General features: G+C 59.7%; 29 protein-coding genes. 12 read left to right on the top strand and 17 right to left on the bottom strand.

Annotated elements, in window-relative coordinates:
- Positions 1–133: 133 nt before the first annotated feature.
- Positions 134–1,252: an alanine dehydrogenase gene (ald, locus tag I9185_RS14200; RefSeq protein WP_152456755.1), complete on the bottom strand. Its 1,119-nt coding sequence runs from the start codon at positions 1,250–1,252 to the stop codon at positions 134–136.
- A gap of 135 nt (positions 1,253–1,387) precedes the next feature.
- Here ald and I9185_RS14195 point away from each other — a divergent pair, with 135 nt between their 5' ends.
- Positions 1,388–1,846 (top strand): Lrp/AsnC family transcriptional regulator, encoded by a 459-nt coding sequence (locus tag I9185_RS14195; protein WP_152456756.1) that lies wholly within the window; start codon positions 1,388–1,390, stop codon positions 1,844–1,846.
- A gap of 3 nt (positions 1,847–1,849) precedes the next feature.
- Here I9185_RS14195 and I9185_RS20610 read toward each other — a convergent pair whose 3' ends face one another.
- Positions 1,850–2,689 (bottom strand): CPBP family intramembrane glutamic endopeptidase, encoded by an 840-nt coding sequence (locus I9185_RS20610; protein WP_171635062.1) that lies wholly within the window; start codon positions 2,687–2,689, stop codon positions 1,850–1,852.
- A 274-nt stretch (positions 2,690–2,963) separates the two neighbouring features.
- Here I9185_RS20610 and ppk2 point away from each other — a divergent pair, with 274 nt between their 5' ends.
- A complete protein-coding gene (gene ppk2, locus I9185_RS14185) occupies positions 2,964–3,887 on the top strand; it encodes a polyphosphate kinase 2 (RefSeq protein WP_152456758.1) in 924 nt (307 codons plus the stop codon).
- Between the two features lie 67 nt (positions 3,888–3,954).
- On the opposite strand, the gene I9185_RS14180 is transcribed toward ppk2, so the two are convergent.
- Together I9185_RS14180 and rpsU are read right to left on the bottom strand one after the other, a co-directional pair.
- Positions 3,955–5,112, bottom strand: a complete 1,158-nt coding sequence (locus tag I9185_RS14180) for a CAP domain-containing protein (protein WP_245223567.1) — start codon at positions 5,110–5,112, stop codon at positions 3,955–3,957.
- Positions 5,113–5,406: 294 nt separating this feature from the next.
- Complete coding sequence (rpsU, locus tag I9185_RS14175) at positions 5,407–5,613, bottom strand: 30S ribosomal protein S21 (protein ID WP_005614280.1); 207 nt, start codon at positions 5,611–5,613, stop codon at positions 5,407–5,409.
- Positions 5,614–5,724: 111 nt separating this feature from the next.
- On the opposite strand from rpsU, the gene I9185_RS14170 reads away from it, so the two are divergent.
- Both I9185_RS14170 and I9185_RS14165 read left to right on the top strand, forming a co-directional pair.
- Positions 5,725–6,417 carry a COQ9 family protein gene (locus I9185_RS14170; protein WP_210093363.1) on the top strand — a complete coding sequence of 231 codons (693 nt, stop codon included), beginning with the start codon at positions 5,725–5,727 and terminating at the stop codon, positions 6,415–6,417.
- 61 nt (positions 6,418–6,478) lie between these two features.
- Complete coding sequence (locus I9185_RS14165; RefSeq protein ID WP_210093362.1) at positions 6,479–7,465, top strand: NAD(P)H-quinone oxidoreductase; 987 nt, start codon at positions 6,479–6,481, stop codon at positions 7,463–7,465.
- A 30-nt stretch (positions 7,466–7,495) separates the two neighbouring features.
- Here the strand turns inward: I9185_RS14165 and I9185_RS14160 are convergent, their stop codons facing one another.
- Positions 7,496–8,353, bottom strand: a complete 858-nt coding sequence (locus I9185_RS14160) for a DUF2189 domain-containing protein (RefSeq protein WP_210093361.1) — start codon at positions 8,351–8,353, stop codon at positions 7,496–7,498.
- Between the two features lie 193 nt (positions 8,354–8,546).
- Between I9185_RS14160 and I9185_RS14155 the strand changes: the two genes are divergently transcribed.
- Positions 8,547–9,530, top strand: coding sequence for a quinone oxidoreductase (locus tag I9185_RS14155; protein ID WP_210093360.1), 984 nt, complete (start codon positions 8,547–8,549; stop codon positions 9,528–9,530).
- Positions 9,531–9,579: 49 nt separating this feature from the next.
- Here I9185_RS14155 and I9185_RS14150 read toward each other — a convergent pair whose 3' ends face one another.
- From I9185_RS14150 to I9185_RS14110, 9 genes are all read right to left on the bottom strand, one after another.
- Positions 9,580–10,113, bottom strand: coding sequence for a porin family protein (locus I9185_RS14150; RefSeq protein ID WP_210093359.1), 534 nt, complete (start codon positions 10,111–10,113; stop codon positions 9,580–9,582).
- 260 nt (positions 10,114–10,373) lie between these two features.
- Positions 10,374–10,850 carry a YHS domain-containing (seleno)protein gene (locus I9185_RS14145; protein WP_171635047.1) on the bottom strand — a complete coding sequence of 159 codons (477 nt, stop codon included), beginning with the start codon at positions 10,848–10,850 and terminating at the stop codon, positions 10,374–10,376.
- A gap of 183 nt (positions 10,851–11,033) precedes the next feature.
- Positions 11,034–11,303, bottom strand: coding sequence for a hypothetical protein (locus I9185_RS14140; RefSeq protein WP_171635045.1), 270 nt, complete (start codon positions 11,301–11,303; stop codon positions 11,034–11,036).
- Positions 11,300–11,905, bottom strand: a complete 606-nt coding sequence (plsY, locus tag I9185_RS14135; protein WP_210093358.1) for a glycerol-3-phosphate 1-O-acyltransferase PlsY — start codon at positions 11,903–11,905, stop codon at positions 11,300–11,302. Before plsY ends, I9185_RS14140 begins: the two co-directional genes overlap by 4 nt.
- A complete protein-coding gene (gene pyrC / locus I9185_RS14130) occupies positions 11,905–13,185 on the bottom strand; it encodes a dihydroorotase (protein WP_210093357.1) in 1,281 nt (426 codons plus the stop codon). Before pyrC ends, plsY begins: the two co-directional genes overlap by 1 nt.
- The gene (locus tag I9185_RS14125) at positions 13,182–13,568 is read right to left on the bottom strand and encodes a hypothetical protein (RefSeq protein ID WP_171635036.1); all 387 of its coding nucleotides are present in this window, start codon (positions 13,566–13,568) and stop codon (positions 13,182–13,184) included. Before I9185_RS14125 ends, pyrC begins: the two co-directional genes overlap by 4 nt.
- Entirely contained in the window at positions 13,553–14,071 is a 519-nt protein-coding gene (locus I9185_RS14120; RefSeq protein WP_171724301.1) for a hypothetical protein, read from the bottom strand. The genes I9185_RS14125 and I9185_RS14120 overlap by 16 nt, the downstream gene beginning before the upstream one ends.
- Positions 14,068–15,003 (bottom strand): aspartate carbamoyltransferase catalytic subunit, encoded by a 936-nt coding sequence (locus I9185_RS14115; RefSeq protein ID WP_050604003.1) that lies wholly within the window; start codon positions 15,001–15,003, stop codon positions 14,068–14,070. The genes I9185_RS14120 and I9185_RS14115 overlap by 4 nt, the downstream gene beginning before the upstream one ends.
- Positions 15,004–15,062: 59 nt before the next feature.
- Positions 15,063–15,677: a scavenger receptor class F, member 2 gene (locus I9185_RS14110; RefSeq protein ID WP_210093356.1), complete on the bottom strand. Its 615-nt coding sequence runs from the start codon at positions 15,675–15,677 to the stop codon at positions 15,063–15,065.
- A gap of 83 nt (positions 15,678–15,760) precedes the next feature.
- On the opposite strand from I9185_RS14110, the gene I9185_RS14105 reads away from it, so the two are divergent.
- From I9185_RS14105 to I9185_RS14080, 6 genes are all read left to right on the top strand, one after another.
- Complete coding sequence (locus I9185_RS14105) at positions 15,761–16,528, top strand: uracil-DNA glycosylase (RefSeq protein WP_210093355.1); 768 nt, start codon at positions 15,761–15,763, stop codon at positions 16,526–16,528.
- Entirely contained in the window at positions 16,525–17,124 is a 600-nt protein-coding gene (locus tag I9185_RS14100; RefSeq protein WP_210093354.1) for a metallophosphoesterase, read from the top strand. Before I9185_RS14105 ends, I9185_RS14100 begins: the two co-directional genes overlap by 4 nt.
- The gene (locus I9185_RS14095; protein ID WP_171724297.1) at positions 17,121–17,741 is read left to right on the top strand and encodes a LysE family translocator; all 621 of its coding nucleotides are present in this window, start codon (positions 17,121–17,123) and stop codon (positions 17,739–17,741) included. The genes I9185_RS14100 and I9185_RS14095 overlap by 4 nt, the downstream gene beginning before the upstream one ends.
- 6 nt (positions 17,742–17,747) lie before the next feature.
- A complete protein-coding gene (gene moaB / locus I9185_RS14090) occupies positions 17,748–18,290 on the top strand; it encodes a molybdenum cofactor biosynthesis protein B (protein WP_171724296.1) in 543 nt (180 codons plus the stop codon).
- A gap of 106 nt (positions 18,291–18,396) precedes the next feature.
- On the top strand, positions 18,397–19,845 hold the full coding sequence (locus I9185_RS14085; RefSeq protein ID WP_171635019.1) for an HlyD family efflux transporter periplasmic adaptor subunit: 1,449 nt from the start codon (positions 18,397–18,399) through the stop codon (positions 19,843–19,845).
- 5 nt (positions 19,846–19,850) lie between these two features.
- The gene (locus I9185_RS14080; protein WP_209834714.1) at positions 19,851–23,252 is read left to right on the top strand and encodes an efflux RND transporter permease subunit; all 3,402 of its coding nucleotides are present in this window, start codon (positions 19,851–19,853) and stop codon (positions 23,250–23,252) included.
- On the opposite strand, the gene I9185_RS14075 is transcribed toward I9185_RS14080, so the two are convergent.
- Together I9185_RS14075 and I9185_RS14070 are read right to left on the bottom strand one after the other, a co-directional pair.
- Positions 23,219–23,668 carry an NUDIX hydrolase gene (locus tag I9185_RS14075; RefSeq protein ID WP_209834712.1) on the bottom strand — a complete coding sequence of 150 codons (450 nt, stop codon included), beginning with the start codon at positions 23,666–23,668 and terminating at the stop codon, positions 23,219–23,221. The genes I9185_RS14080 and I9185_RS14075 overlap by 34 nt on opposite strands.
- A 4-nt stretch (positions 23,669–23,672) precedes the next feature.
- Positions 23,673–24,479 (bottom strand): protein-disulfide reductase DsbD domain-containing protein, encoded by an 807-nt coding sequence (locus I9185_RS14070; protein ID WP_171635012.1) that lies wholly within the window; start codon positions 24,477–24,479, stop codon positions 23,673–23,675.
- Between the two features lie 151 nt (positions 24,480–24,630).
- On the opposite strand from I9185_RS14070, the gene I9185_RS14065 reads away from it, so the two are divergent.
- Positions 24,631–25,185, top strand: a complete 555-nt coding sequence (locus I9185_RS14065) for a YqgE/AlgH family protein (protein ID WP_171635010.1) — start codon at positions 24,631–24,633, stop codon at positions 25,183–25,185.
- On the opposite strand, the gene I9185_RS14060 is transcribed toward I9185_RS14065, so the two are convergent.
- Positions 25,186–26,136, bottom strand: a complete 951-nt coding sequence (locus tag I9185_RS14060; protein WP_210093353.1) for an L-threonylcarbamoyladenylate synthase — start codon at positions 26,134–26,136, stop codon at positions 25,186–25,188.
- Positions 26,137–26,254 lie beyond the last annotated feature (118 nt).

The following is a 26,254-nucleotide window of genomic DNA, read 5'->3' as shown; positions in this document are numbered from 1 at the left end:
ACCGCGCAAGGGCGCGGTGCCCTTTTCTTTGTTCAAACCATCGCTTTGAGTCCAACCGCGCCACGCCTGTGGCGTGGCGCTATGCCCAACGCTGGAAACCGCTTTTCAAAAACGATTTCAGGGGCAGGAGTGGTTACGACTTGACGATCACGTTGGGCGAGACGACGTCAATACCAAGGGCCTTGCCGACCGCATAGTAGGTCAGCTTGCCAGCGTGGACGTTCAGACCTTCCAGCAGATGCGGATCGTCCTGACACGCCTGTTTCCAGCCTTTGTCCGCCAGAGACAGCATGAACGGCATTGTTGCGTTGCCCAGGGCGATGGTCGAGGTGCGCGCCACCGCGCCCGGCATGTTGGCAACGCAGTAGTGCATGATGCCGTCGACGTCGTAGATCGGGTCGGCATGGGTGGTGGCTTTCGACGTTTCGAAGCACCCGCCCTGATCGATGGCAACATCGACAAGTACGGCACCGGGTTTCATCGTCGACAGCTGGGCGCGCGAGACAAGTTTTGGGGCCGCAGCGCCGGGGATCAGAACGGCACCGATGACCATATCGGCATCCTGGATCAGCTCGGCCGTGGCACCTGCGGTCGAATACTGGTTCTTGAAGGTGCCGCCAAAGACGTCGTCCAGATAGCGCAGCCGCGGCAAAGAGCGATCCAGAACGGTGACATCCGCGCCCATACCGGCGGCGATCTTCGCCGCATGGGTTCCTACGACGCCGCCGCCGATTACGACCACTTTGGCAGGGCCGACACCGGGTACGCCACCCATCAGCACGCCGCGCCCGCCATTGGCCTTTTGCAGGGTCCACGATCCGACCTGAGGGGCCAGACGACCGGCGACTTCGGACATCGGTGCCAGCAGGGGCAGGCCGCCGTTCGCATCGGTCACAGTTTCATAGGCGATGGCAGTACAACCCGATTCCAGCAGGTCATGCGTCTGATCCGGGTCCGGAGCCAGGTGCAGATAGGTGAACAGCAGCTGCCCTTCGCGCAGCATCTTGCGTTCCACGGCCTGGGGTTCCTTGACCTTGACGATCATGTCGGCGGTGGCAAACACCTCTTCCGCAGTGTCGATGATACGTGCGCCAGCCGCGACATAGGCGTCGTTGTCAAATCCCGCGCCGATGCCTGCGCCGGATTCGATCAGGACTTCGTGACCACGTGCAACTGCTTCCTGAGCAGCATTGGGCGTCATCCCGACGCGGAATTCCTGAGGTTTGATTTCCTTGGGGCAACCGATTTTCATTGGGCTCTCCGTTCATAAGCTGCTTAAATTATGTGCATTTTGTCGCGCAATTTCTGTGAAAGAAAACGTGTCAATGCGTTTTTCTTTGGAAGAATTTCGCGCAATGTGTATATATTTCGCAAAGGACTTGCGCAAATGAGCTTGGATACGACTGATCGAAAGATTCTGGCGGCACTGCAAAAAAACGGCAGGATGTCGAATTCGGAATTGTCTGAACAGGTCAACCTGTCTCCGTCGGCTTGCCACCGGCGTGTTCAGCGGCTGGAGGTTGAAGGCTACATTCGCAACTACGTGGCGCTGCTGGATGCGCGGAAGATGAACGTGCCGACAACGGTCTTTGTCGAGATCACGCTACAGGGTCAGGCCGAAGAGGTTTTGGATGCGTTTGAAAAGGCGGTAGCCCGGATACCGGATGTGCTGGAATGCCATCTGATGGCTGGTACGGCGGATTACATTCTGAAAGTTGTGGCGGAAAACACCGAAGATTTCGCCCGCATCCATCGGCAATACCTGTCGCGCCTGCCCGGGGTGGCGCAAATGCAAAGCTCGTTTGCCTTGCGTACCGTGTTCAAGACCACTGCCTTGCCCGTCTGATTGTCATAAAGACCCGGGATAGGTGAACAGAAAAAGGTGGGTCAGGTTGAACCCAAAATGCATCATCACAGGCACCCACAGGCGTCTGGTTGCATAGTATCCCAATCCGCAGGCCAGCCCGAGAATGGAAGCAAAAACCACCAGCGCCGTACCCCCGGCGACATGGGCCAGTCCGAACAGCAGGCTGGCTGCGATCACGCTGCAAGCGGCCCCGAAGCGCGAGGAGATGGCCGATTGCAGATAGCCACGAAAGAAGGCTTCTTCCGTAAGGCAGGTCAGAAACAGGTTGGACAGGGTAAATACCAGCCACCAGGGCGGGACCGAAAATTCCGGCTGCACCGCGCCAAAGGCAAGCCCCAACAGAAACAGCCCCGGCAAGAGCAGCAACCCTGCCAGCAAAGCCGTGCGTTTGATCTGCGTTTTGCCGCGCAGCATCCGGGGCCAGGCCAGAAGAACGGCAAAGAAGACCATCGGTTTGTCCAGGTTCAGATGCAGGGTGAAACTGGCGCTTCCCGCACCTGCCTGTACCTGATCCAGAATTTTCAAATTTTCGAATCCCGGCAGCAGATGTGCACCCATCACCAGACACCACAGGATCAACAACAGGTGTCCGGCGACAGCAGGCCATCCTTTCAGATGGGGCAGCAACGAAGCTCCGACCAGACCAAAGGCCACCGCTGCGATCGCCATGGGTGACATCAATCCTGTCGCCGAGGCAATGCTGATGAACAAAGCCAGCAACGAAAAGCCGATGCCTGTCCGCCGGGTCAGCACCATCAATTGCGCTAATATCAGAACAAGCCAGGGCCAGATCGCGGGCATCACGGAAAGAAGGAATGTCACAATCGCCTCGTCTTTGTCATGCGCACCGTGATGCCGCACCAAAACGAGGCAATGCAAGCAGCCATGGCCAAGCGCCGTGCATTGCGTCAATTCAGACGCTTGTATCCCGCGGGCCAGATGTACAAATTCAGGGGAAAGACCGTATACCCGCGCTGGACCTGATTTGTAGGCGTGACAACAGCCGCAGGACTCGTGACCCTCGCATCAATTCATCTGGTGACATCAGACGGTAACACGGGCCCGATATGGTCCGAACCCGAAGACCGAGAAGGAGCTGACCTTGGACAACGAAAACACTGGCGCCCCCAAAGACTGGCTGGAAGCCGAGCTGGAGGACACGCTGGACGAAGATTTCGAGATAGAATTCAGTGAGCCGATGCTGTCGATGGAAGTCCGCAAAATCTATCGGGAACAGCATCCGGACATGTTGGATCGCAAGGTTTACTTCCGCAACCTGCTGCGCCTGCAAGCCGAACTGATCAAGGTTCAGGACTGGGTACAGCATACCGGAGCCAAGGTCTGTATCCTGTTTGAAGGCCGTGACAGTGCCGGTAAAGGGGGCGTGATCAAGCGGATCACCCAGCGTCTGAACCCGCGCGTCGCGCGCGTGGTGGCATTGCCGGCACCCAGCCGCCGAGAGCAAAGCCAGTGGTATTTCCAGCGCTACGTACCGCATCTGCCGGCGGCGGGTGAAATCGTTCTGTTCGACCGCTCCTGGTACAACCGGGCCGGCGTCGAGCGGGTGATGGGTTTTGCGTCCGAGGACCAGGTTGAACAATTCTTTCAGGACGTTCCGGAATTCGAACGGATGCTGGTGCGGTCAGGGATCATTCTGCTGAAATACTGGTTCTCGATCACGGATGAAGAACAGCAGTTGCGATTCCTCATGCGTATTCACGATCCGATGAAGCAATGGAAGCTGTCACCGATGGATCTGGAATCCCGCATCCGCTGGGAATCCTACACAAAGGCCAAAGAGGATATGCTTTTCCGAACCAATATTCCCGAGGCCCCGTGGTACATCGTCGAAGGCAATGACAAAAAACGCGAAAGGCTGAACTGTATCGAGCATCTTTTGACAAAAATCCCTTACGAGGACGTGCCTCAGGAAAAGGTCAATCTGCCCGATCGCAAGTACAACCCGGAATACGAACGCCGCGTTTTGCCGGATGAACTATATGTACCAAAGATCTACTGAAGCAAAATCAGGCTCTGAGCCGGAATATGCGAGGCCGACACGGCCGGCCTCGCACAGGGTCAACTGATCAGGCTGCATCCATCATGCAGTCAAAGTGGAAGAAGTTGACCATTGTGATGTCACAGTCATCGACGTCGGCTGTTTCGGTACCCGCAGGCTCGGATTCCGTTTCCGGCGTGACGTCGACGGTCGGCATCATGTCGATATCATCGGTGTCCGCCACGTCCGTGTCGCCGTTCATATCGTCACCCCAGTTGAACTCGTCAAACTGCGCTTGCAGGTTTTCGAGGAAACTGGCGATTTCATCCAGGAAGGCCTGAACGTCAAAGCAGAACGTCTCGGCCTCACCGCCGTCAACCACGTCCACGTCCGGCGTTTCGGGCTCCGGTTCCTCGGTCTCGGTGACGTCGGTATCGGGTGTTTCGGGCTCCGGTTCTTCGGTTTCGGTGACGTCGGTGTCAGGTGTTTCGGGTTCCGGCTCTTCGGTCTCGGTGACGTCGGTGTCGGGTGTTTCGGGCTCCGGTTCCTCGGTCTCGGTGACGTCGGTGTCGGGTGTTTCGGGCTCCGGTTCCTCGGGCTCGGTGACGTCGGTGTCAGGTGTTTCGGGCTCCGGTTCCTCGGTCTCGGTGACGTCGGTGTCAGGTGTTTCGGGTTCCGGTTCTTCTGTCTCGGTGACGTCGGTGTCAGGTGTTTCAGGTTCCGGCTCTTCCGGAACGGCAACTTCGTCCGGCGTGGTTGGCGGAACGGGCGGTGTGTTCGTATTGCCGTTGTCCAGCATGACTGCCGCGTCGGTTGCGGCAAAGTTCTGGGTGACCATCACCGCATCAAAACCCTGCATATCGCCGGTTTCGATACCGATCCCGATATACTTGAAATCCGGGTTCAGAATATTGGCGCGGTGGCCCGGGCTGTTCATCAGGTTCTGGTGCAACTGAGCCACGTCATCGCTGATGCCGGGCTGCCCGCGTTCGGACTGCCATGCGATGTTTTCGCCGGTCCGCCAGTTGCCCTCAAGATCGAACCCGGCATCTTGCATCCGCTGGGTTGCACTGGAACCGCCCGAACCGGTGTGACTGAACGTGTCTGTGTCCAGCATCCAGGTGCTGTGATCTTCGGATGAATCGTTCAGCTGCGTCTCAAGTTGCAGCGGGTTGAGCCCGCGGGATGTGCGTTCCTGGTTGATCAGCCCCAGCATCTCGCGTTCGAATGTACTTGCAGTCGACATTTTTGCCTCCGTTTGTGTTTGTGTCCTTCCGGACGGGCTCACTTAGAGGTGGGGGTGTCGACGGTGGTAGGGGGCGGTTCACTTCAGGCGAGTTTTGGCAACCCGATGCTACCGGTGCGGGATTCGCTGCGCTGCAAAACGCCGGGCAAAATGTTGCTGGTGAGGAAATGGCGGCTTGTCGCACAGCCGGTACCACGAGTCGGCGGATTGAAACCGATCCCCGAAACGACAAACCCCCGGGCGATGCCTCGGGGGTCGTCAAATAGTGTCATCCAAAGCTGGACGAGGAAAGTCTTAGAGCAGACCTTCGCGCTGTGCTTTCTTGCGTGCCAGTTTACGGGCACGACGGATCGCTTCAGCCTTCTCGCGCGCTTTTTTCTCGGACGGTTTCTCGAAATGTTGCTTCAGCTTCATTTCACGGAACACGCCTTCGCGCTGCAGCTTTTTCTTCAGGGCACGAAGTGCCTGATCGACGTTGTTGTCGCGAACACTAACCTGCATGTGGTTGTCACCACCTTTCTAGATAGAGTTGCAAGGAAATTGCAGGAGTTGGCCGTATAGCAAAGCCGCTCTAACTTGTCTAGTACTGGGGCCGACAACCGGAGAACCGCCATGACGACCACATATGAAGATGCAAAACAGCAGCTTTTGGATGCAATGCTGATCCATGTTCCCTTCGATGGGTGGTCGGAATCCAGTTTCCGCGCCTCCATTTCCGACTGTGGTCTGGATGACGGCCTGGCGCGCGCGATCTGTCCGCGTGGGGCGGTAGATCTGGCGCTGGCGTACCACGCGCGCGGCGATCAGGCGATGCTGGACCGCATCAAGTCCGAAGACCTGAGCGAACTGAAATTCCGTGACAGGATTGCCGCTGCGGTTCGGTTCCGGTTGCAGGCCGTCGAGGACAAAGAGCTGGTGCGCCGGGGCATGACACTGTTTTCCCTGCCGACACATGCAGCAGATGGTGCCAGGGCGGTTTGGCAGACCTGCGATCTGATCTGGGATGCGCTGGGCGACACCTCGGATGATGTGAACTGGTACACGAAACGGGCCACTTTGTCGGGTGTCTATTCCTCGACGCTGCTGTTCTGGCTGGGCGATGACAGCCGGGATCATCAGCGCACGTGGGAGTTTCTGGATCGCCGGATCGCTAATGTCATGGAGTTTGAAAAGTTCAAGGCACAGATGCGCGACAACCCGGTGTTGAAACCGTTTCTGGCGGTTCCGAACTGGCTGGCGGGTCAGGTGAAGGCTCCGGTAAAAATGCGGGCCGATCTTCCGGGGATGCTGAACCCCCGAAAGTAGCGCGTCTTGGTGCTGGGCCTTGGCCCTGATGCCTGTTAGGCATTGGGCAAAGGAGGTGCCTATGACCCAGATGATGCGCGCTGTTGAGATCACCGAACCGGGTGGTCCCGATGTTTTGCAACTGACCGAGCGTCCGATTCCCGAACCGGGTGCAGGGCAGGTCGTTCTGAAAGTGGCCTATGCCGGGGTGAACCGCCCGGATGCGTTGCAGCGCGCGGGCGCTTACGATCCGCCGCCCGGTGCCAGCGACCTGCCGGGGCTTGAGGCTTCGGGCGAAGTGGTCTCGGTCGGGGCCGGGGTCGAAGGACTGTCCGTCGGCGATCAGGTCTGTGCGTTGCTGCCGGGCGGCGGCTATGCCGAATATGTCGCCACCCCTGCGGCCCATTGCTTACCGGTTCCTGCCGGCATGGGAATGAAAGAGGCGGCCTGCCTGCCCGAGACCTTTTTCACCGTGTGGTCCAACGTGTTCACGCGGGGCGGGCTGAAAGCAGGCGAGAGATTTCTGGTCCATGGTGGCTCGAGCGGGATTGGCACGACGGCCATCCAGTTGGCCAATGCTTTTGGGGCCCGCGTTTTTGCCACCGCAGGGTCGGATGAAAAATGCGAGGCTTGCGTCAAATTGGGTGCGGAAAGGGCGATCAACTACCGCGATGAGGACTTTGTGGCCGTCATGCGGGCCGAAGGCGGGGCAAACCTGATCCTCGACATGGTCGGTGGCGACTATATCCCGCGCAACGTCAAAGCTCTGGCCGAGGATGGGCGGCTGGTCCAGATCGCGTTTCTGCAAGGCCCGGTGGTCGAGCTGAACTTTGCCCTGATGATGGTCAAGCGCCTGACCCTGACCGGCAGCACCCTGCGCCCGCAAAGCGATCTGGCCAAGGCCCGGATTGCGCAGGACCTGCGCGAAGCTGTCTGGCCTCTGCTTGAGGCTGGCAAGGTTGCGCCTGTCATGGACAGCGAATTTGATCTGGCCGAGGCTGCCGCCGCCCATGCACGCATGGAAAGCTCGGGCCATATTGGCAAGATCGTTCTGAACGTCGCGGGCTGAACTCTGCGCGCGCGGGGCAGACCCGCGCGTTCACGCAACCGCGCGGCGGTACAGGTGCCATGTGGCATGACCCAGAACCGGCATCACTATGATCAGGCCCAACAGCATCGGCAGGGCTCCCAGAAACAGAAGGGCCGCCACGATGAACCCCCAGGTCAAGATGACGCCGGGGTTGTGACGCAACACGCGAAACGACGTCACGACCGCCACCGGCAATCCGACTTGCCGGTCCAGAAGCAACGGAAAGCTGACGACGCTGACGGCCAGAGCGCAAAGAGCGAATACGAAACCAACGGCGAGTCCGACAACCATCATGGTCCAGCCGGCAGTCGTCGTGAAAGCCTGCGTGGCAAAAGTGCCAAGTGATGCAGGGGCTTCAGGCCCCATTGTATGCGTATAGATGCTCTGCGCCACCATCAGCCAGATCAGCAGAAGCATCACCAGATAGAAGCCCAAAACCAGAATTGCGCCGAATGCCGGTGAGCGGAATACGCCGAATGCATCCAGCCAATGCACCGTGCTGCCTTGTTCACGTTTGCGGCTGATCTCGTACAAACCCACAGCTGCCACTGGACCGATCAAGGCAAAACCTGCGACCAGAGGCGCCAGAAGTGGAACCATGTTGACGTTCAGGGCAAAGCCGAACATCAAAAGCCCCGCGATCGGGTAGATCAACACAATGAATATGGCATCCGCCCGTGTTTCGACAAAGTCGTGATACCCCGCCCGCAGGCAAGCGCGCAGATCCTGCACCGTCAATGTCTGCACCATCGGCAAGTGTTTGGTATCTGCGCTTCCGAGTTGTGAAACGCTATCCGAGACATGATCACTGGCCGCCCCCAGATTCCGGGCGGCCCAACTGATCGGATTTCCGATTGTTTTAGCCATTTTCATCCCCTTTCCTGGCGAGAATTGCGCCGCGGAATGGATCCGGCATTTGGTTGTCCGCGGCCGGACCAGCCGACAACGCCTGGTCGCAGTATAGCACAGTTTGGCGGAATCCTGATCAACACTGTGGCACCAGACGGATTGCCCTGCATTGCAGTCATGTTAGCTTGATGTCAGGCAAGAGGAGGTCAGGATGCAGACAACAGCGAAAACGGTGGTATTGCACGAATTCGGCGGGCCCGAGGTGTTGCGGATCGAAGACAGGCCATTGAGCGACCCCGGACCGGGTGAAATACGTATCCGCCATCATGCCTGCGGTCTAAACTTTATCGATGTTTATCAACGCACTGGATTGTATCCCCTGGAACTCCCCCATGCGTTGGGGATGGAGGCGGCGGGTGTCGTCGAGGCCGTTGGGGAAGGGGTAACGCACCTGCAACCCGGTCAGCGGGCCGCGTATGCGGCAGCCCCGCCCGGCGCGTACTGCGAGGCCCGCGTCATGCCTGCGGCACAGGTGTGCCCTCTGCCGGACGACATCTCTTTCGACGCTGCCGCGGCAATGATGTTGAAGGGCTTGACGGTTGAGTACCTGTTTCACCGAACCACTCCGCTGAAACGCGGGGATACTGTGCTGTTCCATGCGGCGGCGGGCGGGGTCGGACTGATCGCCTGCCAATGGGCGAAATCCGAAGGGATCACCCTGATCGGTACGGCGGGGACCGACGAGAAATGCAGCCTCGCCCGGTTCAACGGGGCTGCGCATTGCATCAACTACCGATCCGAGAATTTCGCCGAACGGGTGGCCGAGATCACCAAAGGCAAGGGCGTGGACGTGGTGATGGATTCCGTCGGGGCGGATACGTTCGAAGGGTCGCTGAACTGCCTGAAACCCTTGGGGATGATGATTTCCTTCGGCAACGCCTCAGGGCCGGTGCCGCCATTCGATATCGGTGTTCTGGGTCAGAAAGGATCGCTCAAGATTACCCGACCCACTTTGTTCACCCATATTGCGGATCACTCCGTATGTCAGGCAATGGCGCGCCGCTTGTTCGGCAAGGTCGAGGGCAGAGAGGTCAAGATCCACATCGACCAGCGTTTTGCGCTTGATCAGGTGGCAGATGCACATCGCGCGCTTGAAGCGCGGCAGACGACCGGCAGTACGATTCTGGACCTTTGACGCGAAACCCGGCCCGTCAGGCCGGGTTCAACTTTATCCGAAGTGCCGTTCAGAACCGGTAGGAGACACGAACCTGCAATGTGGTTGCGTCGACATCCACGTTGTTTCCGTTGAAGTTATCGAATTCGTGGTACAGCAGCTCTCCGCCAATGCTGACATTTGGGGCCACGATCTGTTCATAACCCGCGCCGATGAACCACCCGTCATCACTGCCCAAGGTGTCGGTGCTCGCTTCGGCGTAGCCTGCCGTGCCGTACAGCAGACCTTGCGGGTTTACCTTGTAGCCGGCGCGCGCTTTCAGCCGCCAGACATCTTCGACAGTTGCGGCGCCGGACAGACCCACGTCAGTCCAGTCATAGTCAAATCCGCCGCCAACGACCCAGTCGCCCAGATCATAATCATAGCCCAGGATGATACCACCGATCACGCCATCGCCATCGACACCCGACAGGCTGGTGTCTACATCGGCATAACCCAGTTGCAGACCGCCATAAAACCCGGTCCAGTTGCCCGAGGATTGTGCCATTGCCGATCCCGCGACCGCGGTTGCGACAGTAGTGATGAGAGCCAATTTCAAAGTCATCTCATTTCCTTTCGATTGTCACTCTGCTCCAGTGAAATTCGGTTCACTTATGCAGACAGTTACGATCCGCGAACGTCATCGGATCAGTGATACCTACGAACCCCTGCCCGAATTCTGCCTCTGAAACGTGAAAAGACACGCCGGGGACCTTTGAAGTCGGGCACTTCTGATACTGATGAGATAGGTAGAGATGAGAGGTCTTCAAACGATATACGGCGGCGGAACATTCCGCCGCCGACACATCTGAAGATTTAGGCGGATTATTGCTTTTGCAATTCAGCAGGGGTCTTGTCCGCGATGTTTTCCCAGTTTGCGCTTGCGCTTTCGATAAAGCCCGGGATGTCGCCTTCCCAGCGTTCCTGGATGTCTTCCGACAAGTTCAGGTACAGTTTGTTGTCCACGATTTTCCAGTGGTTCGGGTCACCGTCGAATTTGAAGCCCATGGCTGTACCAAAAGCACAATAGCCGCCATAGGCAGGCAGGTAAGCTTCCGGGTTGGCTTCGAAGGCGGCTTTGTTCTCCTCGGACGAGAAACGGTACAGCGCATCGTCGTGCAGCGTGGTGATGCGGTAGTCACCCTTGGTCGCTTCACCGACGGTGAAATAGGCAACCGGGTCATAACCCTGCATGGCCAGACCGGTCGAGCTTGCGTTGATGTCCACTCCAGCGGCCAGAGCGGATGTTGCCAGTGCAACGGACAGAGCGACGCCACCGATCAGAGATTTAAACTTGTTCATTGTTCCACCTTTCGTGAAAGGAGCCTCGTCTGTGTGCCGATCGAAGGCTCCGGATTGTTGTCCTGTGTGGCCCGTAATTGACCGTCACGACAGCGATCTGGGAAGCAGACGGATCACGTTCAAAACAATGAATCGTGATTGTGCGTCAGAGAGGAACGTCTGTTCAAAAATGCAGGCCTGACATTACGCGTCCGGTTCAAAATCCAGAACAAACGCGATGACTTTGCACGCCGCCATTTCACAAGGCCTCAGCAGCGTGCCGCTGATGCGTGTCTGATACAGGTTCATGCTGATATAGTCGGTGCCGCCCAGTTCGTGCGCAACCAGCTTGTGGGATTTCCCCTTTGCCAAATGTTGGCGCACGACGACATAGCGCCGATCCCCCGATGTACCGGTAAAACTGCCTTCGGGCAGTGCGAAAAACGCGGAAACGAAAGCGTCCGGCGGTGTCACGACTTTCCGATTTTCGGTTCAGTTCCGGCCTTGATCCGTGCGACATTGGTGCTGTGACGCCAGTAGATCATAAGGGTCAGGATAATCCCAAGGATAAAGGAGTGTCCGTTTGTCAGAACCAGTACCCAGGTCGTTGAAAGCGCGGCCGCAGCCAGCGCGCCGACCGAAGATATCCGCCAGATCGCCGCCGCCACCAGCCAGCTGAGACAGCACGCAACTCCGACGCGCCAGTCCAGCGCCAGCCAGAGGCCCAGAAAGGTGGCCACGCCTTTTCCGCCCTTGAAACCCAGCCAGATGGGAAAGCAATGACCCAGAAAGGCAAAAAGGGCAGCGATCTGCGCGGCGTCTTCTCCTGCATAAGCACGGGCAATCAGAACCGCGACCGCGCCCTTGGCCGCGTCGAGCAGCAAGGTCAGCGCCGCGGCGGCTTTGTTGCCGGTGCGCAGGACGTTGGTCGCGCCGATATTTCCGGATCCGATTTCGCGCAGATTTCCCAGCCCCATGACCTTTGCAAGCAGCAGGCCGAAGGGAATGGAGCCCAAGAGATATCCAACCACCGCCCACTGGAGCAGTTCGCTAGTCGAGTTGTCGATCGGGGGCATCAGGAACTCCGGAACACTTCTTTACCTGCAACATAGGTCGAAATGACCTTACCTTGCATCCGCTGGCCGTCAAATGGCGTGTTCTGAGATTTGGATTTTAAGGCAAAGCGATCAAGCACAAAAGGCACATCCGGGTCGAACAGAACCAGATCCGCCGGGGCGCCTTCCGACAATCGGCCGCTTTCCAGACCAAGCCGTTTGGCCGGGTTCAATGCCATCGCCCGGAACAGGGTCGGTAGGTCCAACTGGTCGGCATGATACAGGCGCAATGCCGCCGGCAAGAGCGTTTCCAGCGCCACCGCGCCCGAGGCGGCCTCTTCGAACGGCAGGCGTTTGCTTTCTTCGTCCTGCGGCGTGTGCATCGAACTGATCGTGTCGATCAGGCCGGTGCGCACCGCCTCGATCACCGCCTGCCGGTCATCCTCGGACCGCAGCGGAGGCTTGACCTTGAAGAAGGTGCGATAGTCGGCCACGTCCAGCTCATTCAGCGTCAGGTGATGGATCGAGGTGCCGGCGGTTATATCCAGCCCGTTACGCTTGGCCCGTTCCAGCGCGGGCAGGGCGCGGGCGGTGGTGATCTGGTCGGCGTGATAGGCCGCGCCCGTCATTTCCAACAGCGCGATGTCACGGTCCAGTCCCATGCGCTCGGCCATGGGCGAGACCGCAGGCAACCCGCGCAGGGCGGCGAATTTGCCGCTGGTGGCCGCGGCGCCATGGCTCAGGCCCGGATCCTGTGGGTGGGCAATCACCAGCGCTCCGCAGGATTTTGCATAGGTCAGGGCGCGGGAAAACACCTTGGTATTGGTGATGACGTGATCGCAATCGGTGAAGGCCACGGCGCCTGCGTCCTGCAAAAACCCGATTTCCGTCATCTCTCGCCCGTCGCGCCCTTTGGTCAGCGCGGCCATCGGCAGAACATTGACCGGCGCATCCGCCTGCGCGCGCCGGGTCGCGAATTCCAGCGTTTCCGGCGTATCGACCGCGGGCATTGTATCCGGGCGGGTGACAATGGTGGTGACACCACCGGCTGCGGCAGCGAGGCCTGCGGATTTGTAGCTTTCCTTGTGCCGTTCGCCCGGCTCACACACCTTGACGCCGATATCGACGATGCCGGGGGCGAGGCACTTGCCGCCGCAGTCGATGACCTGGGCGTCAGCGACGGGCACGTCCCCGTTGCCCTTGCCCTGAATGAGGCCGTCGGCAATGTGCAGCCAGCCGGGACTGTCCGTGCCGCTATCAGGGTCGATCAGGCGGGCATTGGTGAAGATCAAGGTGGTCATGGAATGGCCCTTTCAATCGCGGCTTTGGTGGCGGCCGGGTCTGACTGGTACTTGATCAGATGCTTGTCGCCGGTTTTGGTGACAACCTGGACGAAGCTGCCCATGATATTCACGGCGGTGATCTGGTTCAGCGGCATGCTGCGTCCGCCGGGACCGGTCAGTGCGGTGTCTGACAATTGCCAATTGGCGACCATCTCTTCCGAGGCCAGATACCAAGCGCGTATGCCAATGGCGGCAAGGCCAGCAGGCGCTCCGGTCCAGACGTAAGGATTGCCGATCAGCCACAAAACGATCATCGCACCGGCCATAGCAACAGCAGCCAGCCATGCATTTGTGCGGATATAGGCCCCTTTGTCCGGGGTGAAGATCACAGGATCAGCCATAAGATGCCTCCGATGACCAAAAGCGCGACCAGTGCCAGAATGGCCGATCCTACGCGGCGGGGGGTGTCACCCGCTGTGACGGTTTGCGGGGCGGAAAAGGGTTTGGCGCTTTCGGTTTCGATGATCCCCCCGGTCCAGTTCGTGGCTTCTTCCGTGAACAGGCCGATCAGGCGCAGGCGCGGATCGGGGTTCAGCGTCGCCGGGTGTCCGTTGAAAGCCGCGCTGCGAAGGACCATGACCCAACCGTCGACAGAGGCCAGAGCGTTCCGGTCCAACTGATCCGCAGACACGCCGCAGCCCTCGGTCAGATAGCCGTATAGCCCGAGATCTTCGAGGTCGGAGACCGGGAAAATATCGATATGGCTGGAATCCAGCCCGTCGACCCCAAGCACCTGATCGGCGGCACCCGGTTCGCGCAGGAACTTCGCCTCTTCCGGGCGCATGTCCAGCGTGAACAGGCGCAAGACGCCGCGTTCGTGGGGGGCGACGATCAGATCGCTCATGCGGCCTCGCGCAGGTTGCGGGCCAACAGATCCATCGCCGCCATGCGGACGGCGACACCCATTTCCACCTGTTCCTGAATGACGGATCGGTTGATATCATCGGCCAGCGTACCGTCGATCTCGACCCCGCGGTTCATCGGGCCGGGATGCATCACGATCGCGTCTGGCTTGGCCTGCGCCAGCTTCGCGGCGTCCAGACCGTAGCGGTGGTAGTATTCGCGTTCCGAAGGGATGAACCCGCCATCCATCCGTTCTTTCTGAAGGCGCAGCATCATGACGACGTCAACATCCTTCAGGCCCTCGTTCATGTCGTCATAGATCTCGGCCCCGAACTCGGCGAACTGGCTGGGCACCAGCGTCGGCGGGCCAATCAAGCGGATGCGGTTTTCCATCTTGCCCAGCAGGATCAGGTTCGAGCGGGCCACGCGGGAATGGGCCACGTCCCCGCAGATCGCGATGTTCAGCCGGTGCAGGCGACCCTTGGCGCGACGGATGGTCAGGGCGTCCAGCAGGGCTTGCGTGGGGTGTTCATGTTTGCCGTCACCGGCGTTCAGAACGGCGCAATTGACCTTCTGCGCCAGCAGATCGACCGCGCCGGAATGCGGGTGCCGCACCACCAGAAGATCCGGGTGCATCGCATTCAGCGTCATCGCCGTGTCGATCAGTGTTTCACCTTTCTTGATCGAACTGGCCTGCATCGCCATGTTCATCACATCCGCGCCCAGGCGCTTGCCCGCCAGTTCGAAACTGGCCTGTGTGCGGGTCGAGTTTTCAAAGAACATGTTGATCTGGGTCAGTCCCGACAGCACATCCGAATGCTTGGTCGACTGGCGGTTCATAGCGACATAGGTCTCGGCCAGATCCAGAATTTCGGTGATATCGGATTGCGACAGATGCTCGATGCCAAGAAGGTGACGATGGGCGAAACGCATGGGCGGGCTCCTGTCTGACAATCGTGCCGCTTATAGGAAGCCGGGCGGCGCAAGGCAACCTAAGGTTCCGTACCCTCAGGCAGTTTTTCGCAGCCGCCCTCGGGCAGGCATTGCTGGCCCGGCTTGCACCATTTGCCATAGCCGCAGTCGATCGCCTTGATCGGTACGCACCCTTGATGGGCCGAGCATTTGAAACCGGGACGGCATTGTGATCCGGTTTCCTCGCACAGGAACCATCCCGGACGAGAGCATCCCCCGCCGGGCAGGCAGGACGAGCCACGCGCGCAGGTTCTGCCATCAGCGCAAGTGGTCGGAGGCGTCGTATCCAGTTCGGGTGCGTTCCGTTCACACTCACCACGGCCATTGCAGAAACTGTCGCCCGGACAATCCAGCCGCGAGGCGCATTTGTTCAGGCCTGCGGGCGCACATCTGAGTCCACCCGCAACGCAGCGTTCGAACGGACCGCAACTGCGCCCGCCGCCGCAATAGGTGCCGCCCAGTGGAATGCAATAGCCATCAAAACTGCATCTTTGCCCGCCTGAACAACATGTGCTGCCACATTTGAACTGACCCGCACGGCACTGCCCGTGTTTGTCATGAAATGTGGCCCATGCCGGATCATCGGTGACAACCAGCACTAATCCAATGATGAGGAATCGCAGAAATCTGAGCATCGCATGCCGATGGTCGGCGCGACAGAGCGACCGATCAAGCCCTATTCGCTTTCCCTCAGCCCTCAGGCGGGTAAGTTATCCCTATGGAATCGGGCTTGGACTATTATTCTGCGCAGGCGCTGCTGGAATGGCAGATCGAACTGGGTGTGACCGAGGCAATCGGTGATGCGCCGGTTGACCGGTACGCGTTGCCCGACACCTCGGCCAAACCCAGGAAACCGGAAACGCACCCCGCCGCCCCGGCAAAGCCAAGGGATGTGGACCCGGTAGAAATCGCTGGATCCGCAGCACGGGGCGCGGGATCGCTGGATCAGCTGCGCGCAGCGATGGACGCGTTCGAACATTGCGAGCTCAAGCGCGGTGCGCGGCAATTGGTCTTTGCCGACGGGACCCCCGGCGCGCGCGTGATGATCATCGGCGAGGCGCCGGGTCGCGATGAGGACCGCGAGGGCAAACCCTTTGTCGGCCGTGCGGGTCAGTTGCTGGACCGGATGCTGGCGGCAATTGATCTGGATCGTCGCGAAAACGTCTATATCACCAATGTGCTGCCATGGCGGCCCCCGCAGAACCGCGACCCCAAACCCGAAGAGATCGGGATGATGAAGCCGTTTCTGGAACGCCACGTGGCCCTGGCCAGACCCGAGGTTCTGGTTGTGATGGGGAATATCAGCTGTCAGGCGGTGCTGGGCAAACGCGGCATCACCCGCCTGCGCGGCAAATGGGATCAGGCAATGGATCTGCCGGTGATTCCGATGTTCCACCCGGCTTATCTGCTACGACAACCGCAGATGAAACGGCAGGCCTGGGCGGATCTGCTGGAACTGAAAGCGCGGCTGCGAGGTGCAACATGAAGGTTCTGGCATTCTCTGATCTGCACATGGCGCGCAACCGGGCAGCCGATCTTGTTTCCGCCAGCGCCGAGGCTGATCTTGTCATCGGTGCCGGTGATTATTGCAATTCGCGTCAGGGGCTGGACGAGGCGATGCAGATGCTGTCCGGCATTTCGACGCCGCTGGTCCTGATCCCTGGGAACGCGGAAAGTGCAGAAGAGCTGGGCAATGCGGCCCCGAACGGTGTCCATGTCCTGCATGGGTCTGGCATGACCATAGACGGCTTGCGCTTGTTTGGTCTTGGCTATGGCGTACCACCGACCCCGTTCGGAGACTGGTCCTGTGACCTGACAGAAGGTGAGGCGACCGAGATGCTCGACCGGTGTGAAACGGCGGATGTCCTGATCGTTCATTCTCCGCCCAAAGGGTATGGGGATCAGACATCGCAAGGCCTTTCGGTCGGATCGACTGCCATACGGGATGCGGTGGAACGCCTTCAGCCGGGATTTGCGTTCTTCGGTCATGTGCATGAAAGCTGGGGCTATCGCGGTTCCCTGGGGCAAACGCATTTGGCCAATCTGGGCCCGATGCCAAGTTGGTTCGAGGTGGATGCGTGATCGAATTCCAGACCTTGCTGGTCTTTGTTCCAGCGGCACTGGCACTGAACCTGACGCCCGGTGCTGATATGATGTTCTGCTTTGGCCAAGGGCTGCGATCCGGGGCGTGGCCTTCGGTATCGGCAAGCGCCGGCGTGTCCGTGGGTTCGATGATTCACGTGCTGCTGGCAGGGCTTGGACTGGGCGCTGCGGTGTCGGCGCTGCCCTGGCTTTTTGAAGTGATCCGCTGGATGGGTGCCGCTTACCTGATGTATCTGGCTTGGGGTGCGGTCCGGCATGGCGCTTCGACGGGGGATACGCCTGTGCGGTCGACGCGCATGGCCTTTCGGGATGGGATGTTGGTCAACCTGACCAATCCCAAGGTCATTCTGTTCGTGCTGGCGTTCATACCGCAATTCGTCGACCCGACCGCGGGATCGGTTCTGGTGCAGTTCCTGATCTTCGGGCTGATCATCGCGTTTGGCGGGTTCTTGGTGAACGGGCTGGTCGGGGTTTTTGCCGGCGGGGCAGGCAAGGTGCTAATCGGCAACCCGCGCGCCGCGCGTATTATTGGTTGGATCACGGGGGGTATTTTTTCCGCCCTTGCGATCCGGCTTGTCATGATGGAAAGGGCCTGACGCAAGATGTCGCGCATTGACGAAACCAAGGAGTTCATCCCCGTCAGAATTGCCGTTCTGACCGTTTCGGACACCCGATCGATGGACGAAGATCGCTCGGGGCAGACATTGGTGGACCGGATCGAAAAAGCGGGCCATGTGGTTGCGGACCGCCAGATCATCCGGGATGAGCGCGACCAGATCGCCGATCAGTTGCGGGCATGGGTGGCTGATGAGCAGATCGATGTCGTGATCTCGACCGGTGGAACGGGTTTGACCGGGCGGGACGTGACGGTCGAAGCGCATCGGGACGTGTACGAAAAAGAGATCGACGCATTCGGTACTGTCTTTACCGTCATTTCGATGGAGAAAATCGGCACTTCGGCGGTGCAGTCCCGCGCAACCGGGGGGGTTGCGGGGGGAACATACCTTTTTGCATTGCCCGGCAGCCCGGGGGCCTGCAAGGATGCGTGGGATGGGATTTTGGAAAAACAGTTCGATTACCGGCATCGCCCCTGCAATTTTGTGGAAATAATGCCCAGATTGGACGAACATCTGCGACGGAAGTAGACTGGTCGTACGTTCAATTCCGTATAACCGCTTTGTGGCTTGGCATAATTCGTGATCCGGCTACATGTTGTGGACGGCAGCTTGGTGCAACCGGGGTAACTGTTTGATGCGATTTCTACGGCAGAGTCTTGTCGGTATCTTTCTGGCGTTCCTGACGCTTGCTCTGCTGTTTGTTGCCGCGCAGATCATCATGGGTGCCGTTCAGGACGTCCTGACGCGTGAGGACCAGGCGCCCGCGGCCCGCGAACGGGTCTTCGCGGTTGCCGTACGTCAGGCCGAGGCGGAAACCGTAATCCCATATCTCGAAGCATTCGGAGAGGTCCAGAGCCGGCGCAGGCTGGAATTGCGCGCGGCACTGGGTGGCCGCGTTGTCGCCCTGGCAGAGGATTTCGTGGATGGCGGAACGGTAACTGCCGGGGAAGTTCTGGTTGAACTGGATCCGGCGGATGCCCAATCCGCGCTGGATCGGGCCAAGTCCGATCTTTTGGACGCACAATTCGAAGAACGTGATGCCGAACGGTCTTTGCTGCTGGCGCAGGACGAATTGAAATCGGCCGAGGCGCAAGCCGAACTGCGGGAACGGGCGCTGCAACGGCAACGCGATCTGGAGGCCCGAGGGGTAGGCGCCGCCGCCAGCGTGGAAGAGGCGGAACTGGCGGCTGCTTCGGCACAACAGGCCGTTCTGGCGCGCCGTATCGCGCTTGCACAGGCTGAATCCCGCGTCGATCAGGCAACGACGTTGTTGGCGCGCGCGGTGATTGCCTTGGAGGCGGCGGAACGCGATCTTGATGATATGACCATTCGGGCCGGATTCAGCGGTACGCTGACCGATGTGACGCTTGTGGAAGGGCGGTTGGTGTCGGCCAATGAAAAACTGGCTGAACTGGTCGATCCAAATGCTCTTGAAGTGGCGTTCCGGGTGTCAACGGCACAATATGTACGTCTGTTGGACGAGAATGACAGGCTGATCAACGCACCGGTCACGGTTTCGCTTGAGGTGACGGGCACCGATCTGACCGCGACTGGTCATATTAGCCGCGACAGCGGTTCTGCGGGCGAGGGTCAGACCGGACGTTTGATCTATGCGCGTTTGCAAGAGGCGTCCGGTTTCAAGCCCGAAGATTTCGTCACCGTCTCGGTTCAGGAACAACCGCTTGCCAATGTGTTCCGCTTGCCGTCTTCGGCATTGGACGCATCGGGAACGGTTCTCGTGCTGGGTGCGGATGACCGCCTGGAAAGTTTGCCGGTGCAGCTTGTCCGCAGACAGGGTGACGAGGTTTTGCTGCGGGGCGACGGGTTGGAAGGGCGCGAGGTTGTGATCGGACGCACGCCGTTGCTTGGATCTGGCGTGCGGGTGCGCCCCTTGCGGCTTGAGGCCGGGGCAGACCCGGGCATGGTCGAACTGTCAGATGCGAAACGCGCTGAACTCGTGGCCCGGGTCGAGGCCAGCGAAACCATGCCTCAGGATGAGAAAACTCAGGTTCTCGGTCAGTTGCGCGAAGCGCGCGTCCCTTCATCTCTGGTGCGGCGCATTGAAACCAAGGCCGGGGGCTGAGCGTCATGATGCGCGAGATACCTGGCGCAGCGGGGGGCCTTCTCAGCTATTTCACACGGCACCGGACGGTGGCCAATTTGCTGTTGCTGGTGATGCTGGTTCTGGGTGCGGCAGCTATCCCGAACATGCGGGCGCAGTTCTTTCCGGATGTCATTCTGGAACGCGTTGATGTGACCGTCTCGTGGGAAGGTGCAGGCCCCGAGGACATGGATGCCGGTATCGTGCAGTTGTTGGAACCTGCGCTGCTGGCCGTTGAAGGGGTAACCAGTACCGAGGCCAGTTCCCACCCAGGTTGGACCCGCGTCAGACTGGAGTTTGAGCCGAACTGGGACATGTCCCGCGCGGTCGAAGACGTCCGGACCGCGATAGACGGTGTGACGGATCTGCCCGAAGGCTCGGAAGAACCTGAAATTCGACGCGGCGCTTGGCGGGATCGGGTAACGGATGTCGTTATCAGTGGCCCCACCGACACCAATCAACTGGCGAAGCTGACGGATGAGTTCATCAACCGTTTGTTTTCGGCAGGGGTTACGCGAACCGAAATCAGGGGCATTGCCGCGCCTCAGATCATTGTCGAGATCACAACGGCGCAATTGATCGCCAATGACATCACCATGGAAGAGATCGCGTCCGCGATTGCGGCCGAGGTCAGCACCGATCCCGCTGGTGAGGTTGAGGGCGCAGGTGCGCGTATCCGGGCCGGAACCGAAAAGAGGACCCCAGAGCAGATCGAAGACATCGCGCTGCGGACCTTTGCCAACGGGTCGAAGCTGAAGGTCGGTGATATTGCCAGGATTCGGGTCGAAGGTGTCACACGGTATCGCAGTTATTTCGTCGGCGACGATCCGGCCATGTCCATCCGGGTTGATCGGTCAAATCTGGGCGATGCGATAGACATCCAGCACACGGTCGAAGATGTTGCCCGTGAAATGCAGGCCAGCTTGCCCGAAGGTGTGAAGATTGAGCTGATCCGCACCCGCGCCCAGGCCATAACCGACCGATTGAACATCCTGGTCAACAACGGGTTGATGGGTCTTGGCCTTGTCGTCTGCCTGCTGTTCTTGTTCCTCAACGCGCGCATCGCCTTCTGGGTTGCGGCGGGTATCCCCGTGGCGATGTCGGCCGCAATCGCATTGATGTATCTGGGGGGCTTGTCGCTGAACATGGTCTCGCTGTTCGGCCTGATCATCACGCTGGGCATCGTGGTTGATGACGCCATCGTGGTGGGGGAACACGCGGATTTCCGCGCCCGGCGTTTGGGTGAGCCGCCTGTTGTGGCTGCGGAACGTGCGGCGCGGCGGATGGCCATGCCGGTTCTGGCTGCGACTGTCACGACGGTAATCGCGTTTTTCGGTCTGACCCTTGTGGGCGGACGTTTCGGAGAATTGATCCGCGACATTCCCTTTACGGTGATCGCCGTTTTGATCGCTTCGCTGGTCGAATGCTTTCTGATCCTTCCCAATCACATGGCACACGCCATCGCGCATTCGGCCAAGGAACACTGGTATGATCTGCCCAACCGGGTCGTCAATCGTGGTTTCCGTTGGGTTCGGGATCACCTGTTCCGTCCCTTGATCGCCTGGGTGATATGGGCGCGCTACGTCGTCGTGGCGCTGATGATCGCGGTACTGGCCAGCCAGGTTGCACTGTTCATTCGCGGCGACGTGAACTGGCGTTTCTTCAATGCACCAGAGCGAAGTTCCGTGACCGGCGGCTTTATCATGCGCGAAGGTTCGACGCGATCGGATACGCTGGAAATGATGCGCCTTCTGCAAAAGGCGGTCAATGACCTGGGCCAGATCTATGAAGAGCGTCATGGGCGCAATCCGATTGACTATGTCCTGGCCGAGGTTGGCGGCAATGCAGGCCGACAGCTGGCTGCTGCGGATGGCAAGGATGGCAGTTTGTTGGGGGGTATCTCGATCGAACTCATCGATGCCGATCTGCGCCCTTATTCGAGTTTCGAATTCGTCGGAGAGTTGCAGGAATTCGCGCCGCGCCATCCCAAGCTCGAAGTGATCAGCTTCCGGGGGTGGCGCTCTGGACCGGGTGGCGACGCCATCGACGTGCAGTTTTTCGGCTCGGACGTGAGCGTTCTCAAGGCCGCGTCCGAAGACTTGCAGGCCGAGCTGTCGAAATTTCCCGAAGTCTCGGCGCTGGAAGACAACCTGGCTTATGACAAGGAAGAGTTCATCCTGGACCTGACTGCACAGGGAGAGGCGCTGGGATTCCGGATTGAAACGCTTGGTCGCGCCCTGCGCAATCGCCTGAACGGTATCGAAGCGGCAACTTTCCCGGACGGGCCGCGCAGTGCCGAGATCCGTGTGGAACTGCCTGAAGGCGAACTGACGGCAGATTTCCTCGAGCGTACACTCATGCGGTCTCCTGACGGGGTTTACGTACCGCTGGCCGACATCGTTTCGGTCGAGCGTGAATCCGGTTTCTCGACGGTTCGGCGCGAAAACGGCCTGAGGGTTGTTTCGGTCTATGGCGACATCTCCGAGGATGATCCGGCCCGCGCGGCTGAAATCGAACGGGCGATGCAGGAAGAAATCCTGCCGAATATCGCTGCCGAAAGGCAAGTCGAGTGGCGCATGTCGGGCCTGAGTGAACAGGAAAATGAATTCCTTGCCGAAGCCCGCACCGGTTTGATCCTGTGCCTGACAGGTATCTACCTTGTTCTGGCCTGGGTGTTCGCCAGCTGGACACGGCCAGTGGTTGTCATGGCAATCATACCCTTTGGCCTCGTTGGTGCGATCTGGGGCCACTACATCTGGGATGTGCCGCTCAGCATGTTCACGGTGGTCGGGTTGCTGGGCATGACGGGGATTATCATCAACGACTCGATCGTTCTGGTGACGACGATAGATGCGTATCAAAAAGACCGTGGTCTGGTTCCGTCCATTGTCGAAGGTACCGCAGACAGGTTGCGTCCCGTGATGCTGACCACTTTGACCACGGTTCTTGGACTTGCACCGTTGCTTTATGAAGGTTCGCAACAAGCGCAATTCCTCAAGCCGACCGTGATCACGCTGGTTTACGGGCTTGGGTTCGGGATGTTGCTGGTTCTGATTCTGGTGCCTGCCCTGCTGGCGATCCTCAATGACGTGGCGCGTCCGATGACAGCCATGCGCCGTGCCGCGCGGGCACCCGACCGGGTGGTTCGCGGGGCGCTGGCGGCAACCGGGGCCGCATTGGCTGTTTGGTTCGGCCTGACGATGATTTGGCCCGCGGTTACAGGCGCACCGCTTGGCGTGCTGCAAGGCCTCTATGCGGGTGGAGATGGCATTGCGGTGCTGCGAATGGGGTTGGGTGCATTCCTGGCCGGGGCAATTCTGATCGTGGTCCTGAGCGTGATCCTGTCAGGTTTGCTTTATGGGCGGCTGACAAGATCGGCCGATGCCTGATCCGCGCGGATCGCGTGTTCTAAAAGGTCGATGACCCGCGCGCTCATCGGCAGGTCGCCCCGGCGTATCTGCTCGATGGCAAACCAGCGGGCATCCAGCGCGTCATCACCAGCCTGCGGTGTGCCGGACTGATAGCGGCAGGCAACGCCGACCAACAGGTAATGGGACAAAACCTGCCCCGCCTTGTCGTGACGCAGCAGATCCAGATTTCTCAGGTAATGAGACGGTTCCGCAATCACCGAGGTTTCTTCCCGCAACTCACGCTGCGCCGCCTGCAGAACGGTTTCACCCCACTCTACGTGGCCGCCGGGGAACCCCCACAGCCCCTTGTCCGGCTGTTTGCTGCGCTGAACCAGAAGAACCTTGTCCTGATGCAGAACAACCGCCAATGCACCGATCTTGGGGGATTGGCTCATGCATTCAGCCCGCGCTACAGCCCAGAATATCCACCGCGTGGTCAGACCCCAGAACGGTGATCCGGATCTCGGACCGGTCCAGCGCAAAAGGTGCACCTGATGCGTGTATGATTTCTGCTTCGGCCACCAATGTATCCCCCTGCCTTAGAGATACGGGTTGCGAGGCCCAAAGCGAAGGATTGCCGGGTTCGATCACGGCGACTTCTCGACCGCCCGCGGACGGCATCGTCATCCGCGCCTCGATCCGCATCCCATCTTTCGTGGGCGTCAGGTTGCAGGTGGTCTTGGTGACACGGGCTTCGCGCGCGGAATAGGGCCTTTGCGCCATCGCTGCGGCAATCGCCGGGTTGCGATCAGCTTCGGCGTCCAGCGTGTGGTCGAAATCCAGGCGTTCCGGTATGCAAACGTCTTTGCAGACCCCCAGATCCATCTTGCCTTTCAGACGGACCGGTTTTGCCGGGTTGCGCGGAGTGACCTTGATGGGCAAGACCAGCTGATTTTCATAGCCAATCGATTGCAGGCCATTCTGATCAAAGATTTCGGGCGAGGGCCAGATGATTTCCACCTGGCCGACATTTCTGGATCGCTTCCAGTCGAACTCGGGCGGGATGCCGGAATCTCCTGGCGCGCGCCAGTAGGTTTTCCAGCCATCCTTGAGCGTTAGTTTCAACGCGGACATATAGGTGCCATTGGCCGTCCGACCACCATCCAGAACATCCAGCCGAACCACGTTGTCCAAATCTTGCGCGGCAACTGGAACGGACAGGCTCAGACACGCGAGCGCGGCGACGGCGGTGGGTTTGATCGGCATCTTCATACCCCATAAATGCGCGTCGATGGCGCGGATTCCAAGTCACGATCCGGTCACCGCGCTGAAATCTGTCGAAATACGGGTTGGTCTCTTGCAAACTGGGGTGCGGCAGGGCCATTGTTGACGTGAACGGACAAAGAGATGAAGGCCCATGGACCTGACCGGAAAACTGTTGATTGCGATGCCCGGAATGGGCGATCCGCGATTCGACCATTCGGTGGTGTATATGTGCAGCCATGGCGACGATGGTGCCATGGGATTGATCGTGAACAAGCCTTCGGATCTGCGAATCAAGACGTTGCTGGGGCAACTGAACATTGCCTGCAGTATCCCGGTGATCGGAGAGCGCCTTGTGCATTTCGGTGGCCCGGTCGAGATGTCGCGCGGATTTGTCCTGCACAGCGCCGATTACGAGGCCAATCTGCATTCGATGCAAATTTCCGCGGATTTCAGCATGACGGCGACGCTGGATGTGCTTGAAGATCTGGCCTCTGGCAGCGGACCACTGAATTCGATGCTGACGCTGGGCTATTCCGGCTGGGGCCCGGGTCAGCTTGAGGACGAAATCGCGATGAACGGCTGGCTGACCACCGAAGCGACGACGAAACTTGTCTTCGACGTGCCTGATGACGAAAAATGGGAAGCTGCCTTGGCGACGCTCGGGGTGGACCCTCTGACGTTGTCCGCCAGCGCAGGCCGGGCCTGATCAGCTGTCGCGTGGCGCAGCGGCGCGGCGCAGCCGGTCGTTGATTGCAGCCCCCAATCCGGTGTTCGGGATCGGAGATACGGCAATTGGTCGGCCGGTCTCGTTCAATCTGTGAAGGGCTGCAAAGAGGTTCGCGGCCGCCTCGGTCAGACGTCCTTCGACAGACAGGTTCAGGTCGCAATCCACCGCTCCAAAGCCCAGCAGAACCTCATCCCCGTGACGCGCAGTGGCGTTCAGGCGGACCGGGGCGTCGGGCGCATAATGCGACTGCAACTGTCCCGGAGCGGTCAGCAGATCGCCGGATTGGTGCAGGTGCAGGTGCATGTTCAGCACGCTTTCGATCCGGTCCAACGCAACGCCGCCCGGACGCAGCAATGTGAGCTCTCCGGCCAGACCGACAATGGTGGATTCCAGCCCCACCGCACAGGGGCCGTCGTCCAGAACTGCCGCGATCCTTCCGCCAAGACCGGACCACACATGAGCCGCCGTCGTGGGGCTGATCTGACCCGAGGGATTAGCCGAAGGGGCCGCGACCGGTCCGTCAAAGTCGGCCAGCAGCGCACGCGCCGTCGGATGCGCAGGCACCCGCACGGCCAGAGTGTCCAGCCCGGCGGTCACCAGCGAGGAAACCCCGTGCCCTTCGCGCAACGGCAGAACCAGGGTCAGAGGACCGGGCCAGAAGGCCTGCGCTAGCTGCTCGGCCAGATCCGACCATTGCACAAAGCGCTGGGCCGCTTCGACCGAGGCGACATGGGCGATCAGCGGGTTGAAGCTGGGCCGTCCCTTGGCCTCGTAAATCGATGCGACGGCCTGTCCGTTGCGGGCATCGCCGCCAAGGCCATAGACCGTTTCGGTCGGAAAAGCGACCAGAAGACCCTGGCGCAAAAAATCGGCAGCCTGCGCGATGCCGCCGGGATCTGCCGTCAATTCCTGTGTGCCGGATGAGATCATATCTGATGACGCCGCGTTTTGGTTGCCTGGAACTTGAGGTAAGGTACGTAATCGGTTCAGGCCCACACGCTTACCGGCGCTTGCATTTGATTCCAAGCCCGCCGATGTATTCTGATCC

Source organism: Ruegeria sp. HKCCSP346 (assembly GCF_017872595.1).
In the GTDB taxonomy this organism is placed as follows: domain Bacteria; phylum Pseudomonadota; class Alphaproteobacteria; order Rhodobacterales; family Rhodobacteraceae; genus Ruegeria.
This window is presented reverse-complemented; position numbering and strand designations above follow the sequence as displayed.

Coding starts and splice junctions, on each gene's coding strand:
- I9185_RS14065 (WP_171635010.1), top strand. CDS start 24,631: ATGGACCTGACCGGAAAACTGTTGATTGCGATGCCCGGAATGGGCGAT.
- I9185_RS14080 (WP_209834714.1), top strand. CDS start 19,851: ATGATGCGCGAGATACCTGGCGCAGCGGGGGGCCTTCTCAGCTATTTC.
- I9185_RS14195 (WP_152456756.1), top strand. CDS start 1,388: ATGAGCTTGGATACGACTGATCGAAAGATTCTGGCGGCACTGCAAAAA.
- pyrC (WP_210093357.1), bottom strand. CDS start 13,185: ATGACCACCTTGATCTTCACCAATGCCCGCCTGATCGACCCTGATAGC.
- I9185_RS14170 (WP_210093363.1), top strand. CDS start 5,725: ATGACGACCACATATGAAGATGCAAAACAGCAGCTTTTGGATGCAATG.
- I9185_RS14155 (WP_210093360.1), top strand. CDS start 8,547: ATGCAGACAACAGCGAAAACGGTGGTATTGCACGAATTCGGCGGGCCC.
- I9185_RS14180 (WP_245223567.1), bottom strand. CDS start 5,112: ATGTCGACTGCAAGTACATTCGAACGCGAGATGCTGGGGCTGATCAAC.
- rpsU (WP_005614280.1), bottom strand. CDS start 5,613: ATGCAGGTTAGTGTTCGCGACAACAACGTCGATCAGGCACTTCGTGCC.
- I9185_RS14110 (WP_210093356.1), bottom strand. CDS start 15,677: ATGCTCAGATTTCTGCGATTCCTCATCATTGGATTAGTGCTGGTTGTC.
- I9185_RS14100 (WP_210093354.1), top strand. CDS start 16,525: ATGAAGGTTCTGGCATTCTCTGATCTGCACATGGCGCGCAACCGGGCA.
- I9185_RS14165 (WP_210093362.1), top strand. CDS start 6,479: ATGACCCAGATGATGCGCGCTGTTGAGATCACCGAACCGGGTGGTCCC.
- moaB (WP_171724296.1), top strand. CDS start 17,748: ATGTCGCGCATTGACGAAACCAAGGAGTTCATCCCCGTCAGAATTGCC.
- I9185_RS14060 (WP_210093353.1), bottom strand. CDS start 26,136: ATGATCTCATCCGGCACACAGGAATTGACGGCAGATCCCGGCGGCATC.
- I9185_RS14145 (WP_171635047.1), bottom strand. CDS start 10,850: ATGAACAAGTTTAAATCTCTGATCGGTGGCGTCGCTCTGTCCGTTGCA.
- I9185_RS14150 (WP_210093359.1), bottom strand. CDS start 10,113: ATGACTTTGAAATTGGCTCTCATCACTACTGTCGCAACCGCGGTCGCG.
- I9185_RS14085 (WP_171635019.1), top strand. CDS start 18,397: ATGCGATTTCTACGGCAGAGTCTTGTCGGTATCTTTCTGGCGTTCCTG.
- plsY (WP_210093358.1), bottom strand. CDS start 11,905: ATGCCCCCGATCGACAACTCGACTAGCGAACTGCTCCAGTGGGCGGTG.
- I9185_RS14160 (WP_210093361.1), bottom strand. CDS start 8,353: ATGGCTAAAACAATCGGAAATCCGATCAGTTGGGCCGCCCGGAATCTG.
- ald (WP_152456755.1), bottom strand. CDS start 1,252: ATGAAAATCGGTTGCCCCAAGGAAATCAAACCTCAGGAATTCCGCGTC.
- I9185_RS14075 (WP_209834712.1), bottom strand. CDS start 23,668: ATGAGCCAATCCCCCAAGATCGGTGCATTGGCGGTTGTTCTGCATCAG.
- I9185_RS14115 (WP_050604003.1), bottom strand. CDS start 15,003: ATGCGTTTCGCCCATCGTCACCTTCTTGGCATCGAGCATCTGTCGCAA.
- I9185_RS14125 (WP_171635036.1), bottom strand. CDS start 13,568: ATGGCTGATCCTGTGATCTTCACCCCGGACAAAGGGGCCTATATCCGC.
- I9185_RS14070 (WP_171635012.1), bottom strand. CDS start 24,479: ATGCCGATCAAACCCACCGCCGTCGCCGCGCTCGCGTGTCTGAGCCTG.
- I9185_RS14120 (WP_171724301.1), bottom strand. CDS start 14,071: ATGAGCGATCTGATCGTCGCCCCCCACGAACGCGGCGTCTTGCGCCTG.
- I9185_RS14105 (WP_210093355.1), top strand. CDS start 15,761: ATGGAATCGGGCTTGGACTATTATTCTGCGCAGGCGCTGCTGGAATGG.